Origin of the sequence: Pseudomonas sp. RA_105y_Pfl2_P56, assembly GCF_963970845.1 — a bacterium.
Taxonomy (GTDB): Bacteria; Pseudomonadota; Gammaproteobacteria; order Pseudomonadales; family Pseudomonadaceae; genus Aquipseudomonas; species Aquipseudomonas baetica_A.
Genome location: NZ_CAXAPL010000003.1, coordinates 27938 through 42668 on the forward strand (window position 1 = coordinate 27938; position 14731 = coordinate 42668).

Here is a 14731-nt window from a genome sequence, read left to right on the forward strand (position 1 = left end):
TCGCCAAAGCGCAGTATCCGTTGATTCAGATACCGATGGACACGACACCTTGGCGAGCAACCCCGCACACATTGACGATTCCCCATTAGATGTTGTCGGACAAGAAAGCCTCGAATCAGCCCCGCCGCGCCGCTGAATCGGATCAGTAACGCCGGTAACACTCCCCTCGTAACAACGCGGTAACACACGCAATTGACTTCCTGTTGGCTCATCACGACTATAGGCGTCCCGCTGCCGCCAACCCGGCACATACGGGCGCCATCCAGGCCTTATAAGCACGACAAAAGACCGTGCGCCTGAGTAAATGAAGAATCACGCGCGTTACTCGCAGTAGTTTCCATAGCGCCTGAACGAGGATTTTTTACATGCCAGCCATCACCCTGACCACGCTCCAGAGCCTCAAGCAAAAAGGTGAAAAGATCACCATGCTGACCTGCTATGACGCGACCTTCGCCCACGCCTGCAACGAGGCCGGTGTCGAAGTGCTGCTGGTGGGCGACTCCCTCGGCATGGTCCTGCAAGGTCACGACAGCACATTGCCAGTGACCACTGCGGAAATGGCCTACCACACCGCCTGCGTCAAACGCGGCAACACCGATGCCCTGATCCTGGCCGACTTGCCCTTCATGGCCAACGCGACTCTCGAACAAACCATGACCAACAGCGCCCTGCTGATGCAGGCCGGTGCGCACATGGTCAAGGTTGAAGGGGCGCTGTGGCTGGCGGAGTCGATCCGCCTGCTGGCCGAACGCGGTGTGCCGGTCTGCGCGCACATGGGCCTGACCCCGCAAGCCGTGAACATTCTCGGTGGCTATAAAGTGCAGGGCCGCAACGAGAACCAGGCACGGCAGATGCGTGCCGACGCGATCTCGCTGGAACAGGCGGGTGCGGCGATGTTGCTGCTTGAATGCGTGCCGAGTGAACTGGCCGCTGAAATCAGCCAGGCCGTGAAGATTCCGGTCATTGGTATCGGCGCCGGTAACGCCACCGACGGTCAGGTCCTGGTGCTGCACGACATGCTCGGCCTGTCGATCACCGGCCGCGTGCCGAAATTCGTCAAGAACTTCATGGACGGTCAGGACAGCATTCAGTCGGCCTTGAAGGCTTACGTCAGCGAAGTCAAAGCCACCACGTTCCCTGGTATCGAACACGGATTCTCTGCATGAACACCGTAAAAACCGTACGCGAACTGCGCGCCGCCGTAGCCCGCGCCCGCAGTGAAGGCAAGCGCATCGGCTTCGTGCCGACCATGGGCAACCTGCACAGCGGCCACATCGCACTGATCACCAAAGCCACGCAACGGGTGGATTTCGTGGTCGCGAGCATTTTCGTCAACCCGCTGCAGTTCGGCGCTGGCGAAGACCTCGACAAGTACCCGCGCACCCTCGCTGCGGATCAGGAACAACTGCTGGAAGCCGGTTGCGATCTGCTTTTCGCTCCGACCGTCGAAGAAATGTACCCCGACGGCATGGCCGGGCAGACCCGGGTCAGCGTGCCGCAACTCTCTGAAGGCTTGTGCGGCGCCAGCCGTCCGGGGCACTTCGAAGGCGTGGCCACGGTGGTCAGCAAGTTGTTCAACATGGTCCAGCCGGATCTGGCGATTTTTGGCCAGAAGGACTACCAGCAACTGGCGGTGATACGTGCCCTGGTGCATGACTTGAACATGCCGATCCAGATCATCGGCGAGCCGACTGTGCGTGCCACTGACGGCTTGGCGCTGTCCTCGCGCAACGGTTTCCTCAGCGAAGAACAACGTGCCATCGCCCCCGTGGTCTATCGCACCCTGAGCACGATTGCCGAGTCGATCAAACAAGGTAATCGCGACTTCCCGGCGCTGATCACTGCCCAATTGCAACAATTGGAAGCCGCTGGCCTGCGTCCTGATTACCTGGACATTCGCCATGCGCTGACACTGCGTCCGGCGACGGCTGAAGACCGCGATCTGGTCATTCTGGTGGCGGCGTTCCTTGGCACCACACGGTTGATCGACAACCTGCACCTGAACCTCGATACGCCGACCTGAAACACCGCGATACCCCTGTGGGAGCAAGCCTGCTCCCACAGTTGTTTCAGGCCCCCTCGCGGCCTGCATTGCCGGCCTCAAAGCCTTGGGGCACACTGCCCGCCGTTCGCTTCCAACCCGAAAAAACACTCATGTGCGCCATTAAGTCGCCTGTGCTCTTCCGTTTGTCGGCCCATTGCCGGCATCAATGTTAAAAAAGTACAGGGAATGGGTCAGACAAAGTCAAGACAGAACGCAGCGCGAGGTTTACTGTATTCGCCCTGTGTCCAAAAACCGTGTCGACGCAGTTGGCCTGCGCCCAACCAAGGCGTGCTGGCCTGTTCAGTGTTCAAAAGGCCGTTCAAGTAAAAAGGAAAACCGCAGCGATGGCGTACTACCGCACTCCTCACGACGTTACCGCTCTGCCTGCCTGGCAAGCGTTGAAAGATCACCGCCAAGCCATGCAGGATTTCAGCATGCGCGAAGCCTTCAACGCCGATCCGCAGCGCTTCAATCAGTTCACCCTCAGCAGCTGCGGACTGTTTCTCGACTATTCAAAGAATTTGATCAACGCCCAGACCCGCGATCTGTTGGTGGGTCTGGCCAATGAAGTCGATCTGAAGGGCGCGATCAAAGCGCTGTTCGACGGCGAAATGGTCAACTCGTCCGAAGGCCGCCCGGCGCTGCACACAGCCCTGCGCCGCCCGGTGGGCGACAAGTTGTCGGTCAATGGCGTCAACGTGATGCCCGAAGTTCACAAGGTACTCAACCAGATCACCGATCTGGTCGGCCGCATCCACGACGGTCTGTGGCGCGGTTACACCGAGAAGCCGATCACCGACGTGGTGAACATCGGCATCGGCGGCTCGTTCCTCGGCCCCGAGCTGGTCTCCGAAGCCTTGCTGTCATACGCGCAGAAAGGCGTGCGTTGCCACTATCTGGCGAACATCGACGGCAGTGAGTTCCACGAACTGACGCAAAAGCTGCGCGCCGAAACCACGCTGTTCATCGTTTCGTCGAAATCGTTCAACACCCTCGAAACCCTCAAGAACGCTCAGGCTGCACGCGCCTGGTATCTGGCTCAGGGGGGTTCGGAAGCCGAGCTGTATCGTCACTTCATTGCCGTATCGAGCAACAATGCGGCAGCCGTGGCGTTCGGTATCCGTGAAGAAAACATCTTCCCGATGTGGGACTGGGTCGGCGGCCGTTACTCGCTGTGGTCGGCCATCGGTTTGCCGATCGCCCTGGCCATCGGCATGTCCAACTTCAAGGAGCTGCTGTCCGGGGCCTACACCATGGACCAGCACTTCCAGACCGCACCGTTCGAACAGAACATGCCGGTACTGCTGGCGTTGCTCGGCGTGTGGTACGGCAACTTCTGGGGCGCGCAAAGCCACGCGATCCTGCCGTACGATCACTACCTGCGTAACATCACCAAGCACCTGCAGCAGTTGGACATGGAATCCAACGGCAAGAGCGTTCGTCAGGACGGCACCCCGGTGTCGACTGACACGGGCCCGGTGATCTGGGGCGGCGTCGGCTGCAACGGTCAGCACGCTTACCACCAGTTGCTGCACCAAGGCACCCAACTGATCCCGGCCGATTTCATCGTGCCGATCGTCAGCTTCAACCCGGTCGCCGACCACCATCAGTGGCTGTACGCCAACTGCCTGTCGCAGAGTCAGGCGCTGATGCTCGGCAAAACCTTGCCGGAAGCCGAAGCTGAACTGCGCGACAAAGGCATGAGCGAGCAAGAGGTGCACAAACTCGCACCGCACAAGGTGATCCCGGGTAACCGTCCAAGCAACACGCTTGTGGTGGAACGCATCAGCCCTCGTCGCCTCGGCGCGCTGGTGGCGATGTATGAACACAAAGTGTTCGTGCAAAGCGTGGTCTGGGGCATCAACGCCTTCGACCAGTGGGGTGTGGAATTGGGCAAGGAGCTGGGCAAAGGCGTTTACAACCGTCTGGTCGGCAGCGATGAAACCACCGCTGACGATCCATCGACCCAAGGCCTGATCAACTACTTCCGCGGTCGTCACCGCGGTTGATTTGAACGCACCGCTGTAACCCTGTGGGAGGGAGCAAGCCCCCTCCCACAGTTGTTTCCGGTGCATTCAAAATCAGATTCCGAATCTGGCTTGAACCTGTTGACCGCTCGGCGCATCTTTATCCTTGTCGCACCACAAGAATAAGGAACCGTCATGTTCGATATCAGCACGTTCCCCAAAGCCGATGCCGTCCGCCGGGCTGCGCAGTTGAGTCAAGACGACTACCGACGCCTGTATCGCGAATCCATTGAACACCCCAGCGCCTTCTGGGCCGAACAGGCCACGCGGTTCCTCGACTGGAGCACGCCGTGGCAGACCGTTCAGCGTTATGACCTGAAAACAGGCGAAGCCTCCTGGTTTACCGGCGGCCAACTGAACGTCAGTTACAACTGCATCGACCGCCATCTCGAACAACGCGGCGATCAGACCGCCCTGCTCTGGGAAGGCGATGACCCCGCCGAATCAGTGCAAATCACCTATAAAAAGCTCCATCACCATGTCTGCCGACTGGCCAACGTGTTGAAAAGCCGTGGCGTCAAGAAAGGCGACCGCGTGTGCATTTACATGCCGATGATCCCCGAAGCCGCGTACGCCATGCTCGCCTGCGCGCGGATCGGCGCCATTCATTCGGTAGTGTTTGGCGGCTTCTCCCCGGACTCCCTGCGTGACCGCATCCTCGATGCTGATTGCCGCACGGTGATCACCGCCGATGAAGGCGTGCGCGGCGGTAAATTCGTGCCACTGAAAAACAACGTCGACAAAGCCCTGCAAAGTTGCCCCGACGTCAGCACCGTCCTCGTGGTCGAGCGCACTCAGGGCAAAGTCGATTGGGTCGAAGGCCGCGATCTCTGGTATCACCAGGCCGTGCGCGAGGTCAGCGACGATTGTCCGCCGCAGGCGATGGACGCCGAAGATCCGCTGTTCATCCTCTACACCTCCGGCAGCACCGGCAAACCCAAAGGCGTGCTGCACACCACTGGCGGCTACCTGCTGCAAGCGGCGATGACCTTCAAGTACGTGCTCGATTACCGCGACGGCGAAGTGTTCTGGTGCACCGCCGATGTCGGCTGGGTGACCGGTCACAGCTACATCGTCTACGGTCCGCTGGCCAATGGCGCGACGACGTTGATGTTCGAGGGCGTGCCGAGCTATCCGAACAGTTCGCGCTTCTGGCAGGTGATCGATAAGCACAAGGTCAACATCTTCTACACCGCCCCCACCGCCCTGCGTGCATTGATGCGCGAAGGTGCCGAGCCGTTGAAGGACACTTCTCGCCAGAGCCTCAGATTACTCGGCAGCGTCGGTGAGCCAATCAACCCGCAAGCGTGGGAATGGTATTTCAACGTGGTCGGCGAACAGCGCTGCCCCATCGTCGACACCTGGTGGCAGACCGAAACCGGCGGCATCATGCTCAGCCCGTTGGTCAGCGCACAACGGATCAAACCCGGCTGCGCCTCGCAACCCATGTTCGGCGTACAACCGGTGCTGCTTGATGAGCACGGCAAGGAAATCAAAGGCGCCGGCAGCGGCGTGCTTGCCATCAAATCGAGCTGGCCGGCGCAGATCCGCAGCGTCTACGGCGACCCGCAACGGATGGTCGACACTTATTTCAAACCCTACCCCGGCTACTACTTCACCGGCGACGGCGCCCGTCGCGACGAGGACGGCGATTACTGGATCACCGGGCGTATCGACGATGTGATCAACGTTTCCGGCCACCGCATCGGCACCGCCGAAGTGGAAAGTGCGCTGGTGTTGCACGACAGCATCGCCGAAGCCGCGGTGGTCGGTTATCCCCACGACGTCAAAGGTCAGGGCATCTACGCCTTCGTCACGCCCATTAACGGCACCGAGCCGACCGATGACCTGAAGAAAGAACTGCTGGCCCACGTCAGCAAGGAAATCGGCAGTTTCGCCAAACCGGACCTGATCCAGTGGGCGCCGGCCTTGCCGAAAACCCGCTCAGGCAAGATCATGCGGCGCATCCTGCGCAAGATCGCTTGCAACGAACTCGACAGCCTCGGTGACACCTCGACCCTGGCCGACCCGAGCGTGGTGCAAGGCCTGATCGACAAGCGCCTCAACCAGTAACATCCCGGGCGCGGTCACCCGAGCGCGCCCGCCCTTTATCAATGAGTGGTCATGGAATTCATCCGCCGCCGTATCGAAAACCAACTCATGAGCCTGACCGGTCTGTCTCTCGGTCAGCTCGATCTGGAAAACCCCAAGGGCGATCCCGGCCTGTTCGGTCCCGACTCAATCAGTTGGCAGGTGCACGGCGACTTCAGCAGCATGCTGATCGGCGGCATCAGCGCGTTGTTGCTGCAAGCACTGCATCCGCTGGCCCTGGCCGGGGTGTGGGATCACTCGAACTTTCGAGAAGACATGCTCGGGCGCTTGCGCCGCACCAGTCAATTCGTTTCCGGCACGACCTTCGGTTCGCGCCGGGACGCCGACTGGCTGATCGAGAAAGTGCGCACCATTCACCTGCAAGTGGTCGGCACCGCGCCCGATGGCCGGCCTTACGCGGCCAGCGATCCCGATCTGCTGACGTGGGTGCATGTGGCAGAAGTCAGCAACTTCCTTGCCGCGCATGTGCGTTACCGCAATCCGCAATTGTCGCTGGCGGATCAGGATCGTTATTACGCCGAAATCGCGGTGATTGCTGAGCGCCTTGGCGCCCGGGATGTGCCGAAATCGCGAGAAGCTGTGGCGCACTACCTGCAACGCATGCGCCCGCAGTTGTTGTGTGATGAACGCAGCCGTGAAGTCCTGCGCCTGCTGCTCGACGCGCCAGCGCCGAGCGCTCTGGCCCGCCCGTTTGGCGATCTGATGATGAAGGCCGGTATCGACCTGCTGCCGGACTGGGCCAGCGACATGCTCAATGTCCGGCAGAATCCGCTGCAACGGCAACTGATCCGCGCCAGCGTCAAGCGCAGCGCGCCGATGCTGCGCTGGGCGATGCGCAATGGTTCGGTGCAGCGGGCCAAACGACGGATGGGGCTCAGCTGACGCTCAGAGCGATAAGCTGCAAGCTCATAGCTCGTAGCTCGTAGCTTCCCCCCCAGTAACTGCTAAACTCCCGCGCCCCAATTCCCTCCAGCAAGGCGCCCGCATGTCTTCCTTGAATCAGGCGCTGCGCGCCGCCCTCGATCAACGCCAGGACCTGCTCGCTGAGTTGCACAGCCAGGGCACCGATTGCTATCGGCTGTTCCACGGCAGCCAGGAAGGCGCCGGCGGCCTGACCATCGACCGCTACGGCCCGCAATTGCTGGTGCAAAGCTTCCACCAGACGCTGGAGCGTGACGATCTGCTGCAACTGCACGCCATGGTCAATCAAACCCTGGGCCTTGAGACGCTGCTGGTCTACAACGACCGCTCCCGTGGCAACTCGCGTATCGACCGCCAAGACCCTGTCTACCGCGCTGACGACGCCGCGCTGATCGATCTGGTCGGTCATGAATGGGGCCTGAACTATCGCGTCCGCGGACGTCACGCCGGGCAGGATCCGCTGCTGTTCCTCGACCTGCGCAACACCCGTGGCTGGGTCAAGGATCACGCCAAAGGCAAATCCGTCCTCAACCTGTTTGCCTACACCTGTGGCGTTGGCCTCAGTGCCGCTGCCGGTGGCGCGAGTGAGGTGTGCAATCTGGACTTCGCCGAAGGCAATCTGGCGGTCGGTCGCGAAAACGGCCTGCTCAACCCGACATTGCCGACGATGCAATTCATCCAGTCCGATTACTTCCCGGCGATCCGTCAACTCGCCGGCCTGCCGATCAGTCAGCGCCGAGGGCAGAAACTGCCCAGCTATCAGCGCCTCGAACAGCGCCAATACGATCTGGTGCTGCTCGATCCACCGGCCTGGGCCAAGAGCGCGTTCGGCACCGTCGACCTGCTGCGCGACTACCAAAGCCTGCTCAAACCGGCCCTGCTGACCACCGCCGACAACGGCGTGCTGATCTGCTGCAACAACCTGGCAAAAGTCAGCATGGACGACTGGCGCGAACAGGTTTTGCGCTGCGCCGAAAAGGCCGGGCGCCCGGTGCGTGAATGGAGCGCAATGACCCCGGGCCGGGACTTTCCGTCGCAGGATCAACAGCCGCCATTGAAAACGCTGATCCTGCAATTCTGAGCCTCACTCACAACTTTCAGACACTTACTGCAAGGCGTGAGCACTTCGGAACCAGAATCGCGTGCCATACTCCAAGGCACTCCGATTCAGACAGATGAAGCCGCACATGCACAAAGGATTGATTCGCGCGATTGGCGCCTTGTTGACCGCCCTGGCCCTCTACAGCCTGCTGGGGTTTCTGATTTTGCCGGGCATCGCCCTGCGCGTGGCCAATCAGCAACTGGCCAACTACGCGACGGTGCCTGCGCATATTCAGCGCATCGAACTCAATCCGTTCAGCCTTGAGGTCACCCTGTGGGGGTTGGGCATCGGCGAACCGGGCAAGGAACAGGTCGGCTTCGAGCGCCTGTATGCCAACCTGCAACTCGACAGCCTGTGGACAAAAGCGCTGCACCTGTCCGACATCGAACTCGACAAGCCCAAGACCGAAATCCTCTTCGCCAAGGACGGCACGCTCAATCTGCTTGGGTTATTCAACATTCCCGCCAGCGAACCGACTCCGGCAGATCCAGATGCCAAGCCGTTTCCACTGCGCATAGAACGAATCAAGCTGGCCGACGGCTATGTCCACTTTGAAGACGCGCGGCCCAGCGAGCCCATCGAATTTCTCTACGACAAACTCGACTTCGAACTGAAAAACCTCAGCACCCTGCCCGAAGACAACGCCGACATGACACTGGTGGCCGCTGGCCCGGCCGGTGGGCAAATCGACTGGAAAGGCAACCTCAGCCTGATTCCATTCACCTCCCAAGGCACATTGAAAGTCACCGATGGCCAGATGAAATCCTTCTGGCCCTATGTGCGGGACGCGGTGCCGTTGGTATTGGAAAACGGCGTGGTCAGCCTCAGTACCGACTACAAACTCAATCTGTCGAAAGAAACCGAATTGCTGCTCAACAATGTCGCGGTGAGCATTGCGCCATTCGCGATCAAAGCGCCGGACGGACGCCCGCTGGCGAAACTCGAACGCCTCGATGTCAGCGAAACCACGGTCGATCTGGCCAAACAGCAGGTGGTGGTCGGCAAGATCCGCAGCCAGAAACTCGAAACCTGGGCCGCCCTTGAAGCCGACGGCCAACTGGACTGGCAGAAACTGTTTGCCAGTCAACCGTCGAAACCTGCCGCCCAAGCTGCCGCCGAACCCAAGGCTACCCCGGCCGCCGCCGACTCGCCGAAACCCGAACCCAGCGCACCGAGCAAGCCGTGGCAAGTGCTGCTCAAAGACGTGCAATTGCGCAACTACCAAGTGCATCTGGCCGACCGCTCGGCCAATCCACCGGTGGCGCTGGACGTCGGCCCGCTGAACGCGGACCTGCAGGATTTCGACAGCCTCAACGGCTCGCCTTTCAAGGTCAAACTCGACACCGGACTGGGCAAGCAAGGCAAGATCATGGCCGACGGCGTGGTCAACCTCGCCCCGGTCACTGCCCAGCTCAACGTGAAAACCCGGGACATCGACCTGCGTGTCGCGCAGTCCTACATCAACCCGTTCATTCGCCTGGAACTGCGTAGCGGCATGCTCGGCAGTGACTTGAAGGTCAACCTCAAGAGCACCGAGCCTTTGGCACTCAGCGTCACGGGGCGCGCCCAGATCGATCAACTGCACACCCTGGACACCCTGAAAACCCGCGATTTCCTCAAGTGGCAGCAAGTGGTCGTCGAGGGCCTGAACTATCAGCACGGCGACAGCCTGTCGATCGACAAGGTCAATCTGTTCCAACCGTATGTGCGGTTCATGATCAACGATGACCGCACCACCAACATCGATGACTTGCTGATCCCGCAGCCTGCCGACAGTGGCGCCAAAACCGCAGCAGCCAAACCGGTCAGCAAAGACAAACCGCTGGGCATTCACATCGGCGCCATCGCCATCAATGACGGCTCGGCCAACTTCGCCGACTTCAGCCTGACCCCGAACTTCGCCACCGCCGTCCAGCAACTCAACGGCCAGATCGGCACCATCGACAGTCGCGAGGCGAAACCAGCCAGCGTCGACATCAAGGGCAAGGTCGACCGCTATGCGCCAGTGACCATCAAGGGCGCGGTCAACCCATTCGACCCGATGGCCAGCCTCGACATCGCCACCCGTTTCCAACGGGTTGAACTGACCACGCTGACGCCCTACTCCGGCAAGTTCGCCGGTTACCGCATCCGCAAGGGCCGCCTCAATCTCGACCTGCATTACCTGATCACCAAAGGCCAGTTGAAAGCCGAGAACAAAGTGGTGGTCGAACAGTTGCAGCTAGGCGAGAAAGTCGACAGTCCCGACGCCGTGAGCCTGCCGCTGAAACTGGCGATTGCCTTGCTCAAGGACGTCGACGGCAAGATCTCCATTGAATTGCCGGTAACGGGCGACTTGAACAACCCGCAGTTCAGCGTGATGCCGATTGTCTGGCAGACCCTGCGCAACCTGATCGTCAAAGCCGCCGCTGCGCCGTTCAAACTGATCGGCGGGCTGGTCAGCGGCGGTGGTTCGCAAGACCTCGGCACCGTGTCCTTTGCCCCCGGCTCCAGCGAACTGAACAAGGACGCTGAAGCGGCGCTGATCAAGCTGTCACAAGCGCTGAAGGAGCGTCCGGCCCTGCGCCTGGAAATCGAAGGCACCGCCGCGAAAAGCAGCGACGGCCCATTGCTTGCCGAACAGCGTCTGGAGCGTGAATACCAGTACAACTACTACAAGATGCTCCAGCGTCGTGGCGACAAAGTCCCGGCCCAAGCGTCCTTGATCAACGTCCCCGATGGCGAGAAAGGCCCGCTGCTTGAAGGCATCTACCGCACCCGCCTGAAAACCCAGCCACCGGCTCAATGGAAGGATCTGGGCAAGGAAGAGCGCACCGCGAAAATGCGCGAAGGCGTGATCAAGTTCTGGAGCGGCAGCGATGTGTTGCTGCGCCAGTTGGGCCAGGATCGCGCCAGCAGCATCAAGGATTATCTGGTGGACAAGGGCCAGTTGGCGGACGACCGCGTGTACTTCATCGACGCCAACCTTGGCGAGGCACAAAGCGACGGTCGAGTGGTCACGCAAATGCACCTGGATGCCGAATGATGAAGCGACAATGGCTGGCCGCGATGGCCCTGACACTCATTGCCGGAAACACTTGGGCGTCCGATACGCTGCGCTGCGGCAGCCAACTGGTCAGCATCGGTGACCGCGCAAGCGAAGTACTTCACAAGTGCGGTGAGCCGGTCAATCGTGACCTGTTGGGCTACAAGCGCAGCGCCAATCGCCGCGAAGAGTTTCAGGTCGAGGAATGGACTTACGGCCCGAACAACGGCATGTACCAATACCTGCACTTTGAGGGCAACCGCCTGCGCCAGATCAACAGCGAACGCGGGCATTAACCCCAGCCCCCCGCAGTTGTTTTTTGTGGCACCGCGAAATAGAACAGGCCCCGACACAAGTGTCGGGGCCTGTAATGGTCACATCCATGTGACCAGTCGCATGAACTCTAAAGTGGCGACAGACGTATGGCTCGGCCCGTCTGTCGCGCCTTCTCCCGGTCCAGGCGAGAAGCCTTTGCCTTACTCGGCTTTCAGGCCGTCAGCGGACACCGCTTTGACGCCTGTGATTTTCTTGGTGATGCTCACAGCCATTTCTTTTTGAGCATCGGTCACTGCAACAGTGGAGGACAGGGAAACGACGCCTTTGTTGGTTTCAACTTTGATGTCGGTGCCTGGGATGCCTTTTTCGGTCACCAGATCGCTTTTCACTTTGGTAGTGATCCAGGTATCGGAAGTAACTTCTTTAGCCTTGGTCATTTCACCGGCAGCCAGCGTCATGGGTGCCTGAGTAGCCTGGGTGGATTGTGCGAATGCACCGCAGGACATGGTCAGGGTCAGCGCGGTAGCAGCAGCGGCAGTGATAGCGAACTTCTTCATACGAGTAACTCCTGTTTTTCTGGAAAGTCTGCTGGATGTCTTGTCAGCAGGGTTACTGGAGATATTGCGAACGCTGTGCCAACTTTCATGAAGCAATAAAAACGATATGAATCAATAGCTTACAATTAAGGCAAATTTTCGGATTCATGCAAATTGCATGACTTGCGCAATATGCACATGCAAGTTGCGGCTTTTGGAAAAGTTCCTAAGATGCTGAAATTATTGAGGCTTTTATAAAGCGCCGCGCCATGAAAAATGCCCCGCTGTGCGGGGCATTCCGTGACGCCGTTGAACGCCTCAGGCACCGCTGCCCGGGCAACCTTTAGGCGCGTAGTCGGGATTGACCGTGGACGCACAACTCCAAGTGCCAGAGGTACTGCCCGTTGCAGCGCCAGTGCGGGTCAATGTGATGGTTTTACCCAACACGGGCCCTGGCGCGTTCACCAAAGTACAGGTGATGGTGCCAGCGCCTGTGGACGCTGTACCCGAAGCGGCCAGCGTGCAGTTGGAGGTGGTGGCCGTGGCACTGCCGGCGACGTTCGTCAGTGACGGATCAGTACCTTGATTGATGGTGTCTTCAAAAGGGACTTTCAGAGCACTGATTTCCGCCAACCCCGCCGTCACTTTCGACCGTGCCTGATATTTCGAATACTGCGGCAACGCGATGGTCGCCAGAATCCCGATGATCGCCACCACGATCAGCAGTTCGATCAGCGTAAAACCTTGTTGTTTTTTCATAGACACGCTCCATGCATGAGTCGAAATCTCATGATCTGAGAAGGACCGAGCATAGCCCATGCCAATCGCCATAAAGCCCTGCTGACTGGGCGCGAGCAGCGGGCGGCGCGGTTTCCTACAACCTGTAACCGCACTATCTGACACTTTTTGTCACCTGCATGGGCCGTGTTTGGCGCTGTCACTTGACTAGGCTATAAGTCATGAACGGCAAGTGCGCGGAATCCCCATGAATGACATCGCTCTGAGCGGTCTGGCCAAGCAATTGGTGCAGGCCGAACTGCTGACGGAAAAAAGCGCCCAGCAAGCCTGGCAACAGGCCCAGCGCGACAGGCTGTCGCTGGTCACTTATCTGGTACAGAACAAACTGCTGAAAAGCGCTCAGGTGGCCGAGATCGCCTCGGAGCACTTCGGCATGGCGTTCCTTGATCTCAATTGCCTGGACTTGGAAACCCAGCCCAAAGATCTGGTCAGTGAAAAACTGGTGCGCCAGCACCACGCCCTGCCCTTGTGGCGTCGCGGCAACAAACTGTTCGTGGGCATTTGCGACCCGAGCAATCATCAAGCGATCAATGACATCCAGTTCAGCACCGGCCTGAGCACCGAAGCCATTCTGGTGGAGGACGACAAGCTCACCGACGCCATCGAAAAATTCTTCGACACCCACACCTCAGGCCTTGAAGACATGGCCGATGTCGATCTCGACGGTCTCGATGTCGAAGCCATCGACGACAGCAATCAGGACGCCATCGGCGGACTCGATGTCGACGATGCGCCAGTGGTGCGTTTCGTCCACAAAATGCTGCTCGATGCGATCAAGAGCGGCTCTTCCGACTTGCACTTCGAGCCCTACGAGAAAACCTATCGGGTACGGGTACGCACCGACGGCATTCTGCGCGAAGTGGCCAAACCACCCATTCAACTGGCCGGGCGCATCGCCGCACGCCTGAAAGTCATGGCCAGCCTCGATATCTCGGAGCGTCGCAAACCCCAGGACGGGCGAATCAAAATGCGCCTGTCGAAAAGCAAATCGATCGATTTCCGGGTCAACACCCTGCCCACTCTGTGGGGCGAAAAAGTGGTGATCCGGATTCTCGACCCGTCCAGCGCGCAGATCGGGATCGATGCCCTGGGCTATGAGCCAGCGCAAAAAGACCTGTACATGGCCGCGCTCAAACAGCCGCAAGGGATGATTCTGGTCACCGGCCCTACCGGCTCGGGTAAAACCGTATCGCTGTATACCGGCCTGAACATCCTCAACACCGTCGACATCAATATTTCCACCGCCGAAGACCCGGTGGAGATCAACATGGAAGGCATCAATCAGGTCAACGTCAACCCCAAACAAGGGCTCGACTTTGCTCAGGCATTGCGTTCGTTTCTGCGCCAGGACCCGGACGTGATCATGGTCGGCGAGATCCGCGATCTGGAAACCGCCGAAATCGCGATCAAGGCAGCGCAAACCGGCCACCTCGTGTTGTCCACGCTGCACACCAACAGCGCAGCCGAAACCCTGACCCGCCTGCACAACATGGGCATCCCCGGTTTCAACATCGCCACCTCGGTCAGCCTGATCATCGCGCAACGGCTGGCGCGCAAGTTGTGCAGCCACTGCAAGAAACCCATCGAGATCCCGCGCGAAACGCTGATCAAGGAAGGCTTCCCCGAGGAACGCATTGGCAGTTTCACGATCTACGAGCCGGTCGGTTGCGATCATTGCAACGGCGGTTACAAGGGGCGTGTGGGGATTTATGAAGTGGTGAAAAACACACCGGAACTGCAACGGCTGATCATGGCCGAAGGCAACTCGCTGGAAATCGACAGCCAGATGCGCCGTGACGGCTTCGACGACCTGCGCACCTCAGGCTTGCACAAGGCCATGCAAGGCATCACCAGCCTTGAAGAAATCAACCGGGTCACCAAGGACTGAAC

General features: G+C 59.6%; 11 protein-coding genes. 9 read left to right on the forward strand and 2 right to left on the reverse strand.

Translation table 11 applies throughout. The annotated features are described in order from the left end of the window. The first annotated feature begins 365 nt into the window (after positions 1-365). The 8 genes from panB to AACY11_RS03050 all read left to right on the forward strand — a co-directional run bounded on the left by panB (position 366) and on the right by AACY11_RS03050 (position 11527). The gene (panB, locus tag AACY11_RS03015) at positions 366-1166 is read left to right on the forward strand and encodes a 3-methyl-2-oxobutanoate hydroxymethyltransferase (RefSeq protein ID WP_339432796.1); all 801 of its coding nucleotides are present in this window, start codon (positions 366-368) and stop codon (positions 1164-1166) included. Then, positions 1163-2023 carry a pantoate--beta-alanine ligase gene (gene panC, locus AACY11_RS03020; protein WP_339493842.1) on the forward strand — a complete coding sequence of 287 codons (861 nt, stop codon included), beginning with the start codon at positions 1163-1165 and terminating at the stop codon, positions 2021-2023. Before panB ends, panC begins: the two co-directional genes overlap by 4 nt. A gap of 365 nt (positions 2024-2388) precedes the next feature. Then, complete coding sequence (gene pgi, locus AACY11_RS03025) at positions 2389-4053, forward strand: glucose-6-phosphate isomerase (protein ID WP_339432794.1); 1665 nt, start codon at positions 2389-2391, stop codon at positions 4051-4053. A 153-nt stretch (positions 4054-4206) separates the two neighbouring features. After that, a complete protein-coding gene (acs, locus tag AACY11_RS03030) occupies positions 4207-6144 on the forward strand; it encodes an acetate--CoA ligase (protein ID WP_339466288.1) in 1938 nt (645 codons plus the stop codon). A 51-nt stretch (positions 6145-6195) separates the two neighbouring features. Continuing rightward, positions 6196-7065 carry an oxygenase MpaB family protein gene (locus tag AACY11_RS03035; protein ID WP_339432792.1) on the forward strand — a complete coding sequence of 290 codons (870 nt, stop codon included), beginning with the start codon at positions 6196-6198 and terminating at the stop codon, positions 7063-7065. 103 nt (positions 7066-7168) lie between these two features. Beyond that, a complete protein-coding gene (locus AACY11_RS03040) occupies positions 7169-8185 on the forward strand; it encodes a class I SAM-dependent rRNA methyltransferase (protein ID WP_339466287.1) in 1017 nt (338 codons plus the stop codon). Between the two features lie 94 nt (positions 8186-8279). After that, entirely contained in the window at positions 8280-11231 is a 2952-nt protein-coding gene (locus tag AACY11_RS03045; protein WP_339493844.1) for a DUF748 domain-containing protein, read from the forward strand. Next, positions 11231-11527: a DUF2845 domain-containing protein gene (locus AACY11_RS03050; RefSeq protein WP_339466290.1), complete on the forward strand. Its 297-nt coding sequence runs from the start codon at positions 11231-11233 to the stop codon at positions 11525-11527. Before AACY11_RS03045 ends, AACY11_RS03050 begins: the two co-directional genes overlap by 1 nt. Before the next feature lie 180 nt (positions 11528-11707). Here the strand turns inward: AACY11_RS03050 and AACY11_RS03055 are convergent, their stop codons facing one another. Continuing rightward, the gene (locus AACY11_RS03055; protein ID WP_339493845.1) at positions 11708-12064 is read right to left on the reverse strand and encodes a BON domain-containing protein; all 357 of its coding nucleotides are present in this window, start codon (positions 12062-12064) and stop codon (positions 11708-11710) included. 297 nt (positions 12065-12361) lie between these two features. After that, complete coding sequence (locus AACY11_RS03060) at positions 12362-12802, reverse strand: pilin (protein ID WP_339432788.1); 441 nt, start codon at positions 12800-12802, stop codon at positions 12362-12364. Positions 12803-13028: 226 nt separating this feature from the next. On the opposite strand from AACY11_RS03060, the gene pilB reads away from it, so the two are divergent. Next, positions 13029-14729, forward strand: a complete 1701-nt coding sequence (gene pilB / locus AACY11_RS03065) for a type IV-A pilus assembly ATPase PilB (protein WP_339432787.1) — start codon at positions 13029-13031, stop codon at positions 14727-14729. Positions 14730-14731 lie beyond the last annotated feature (2 nt).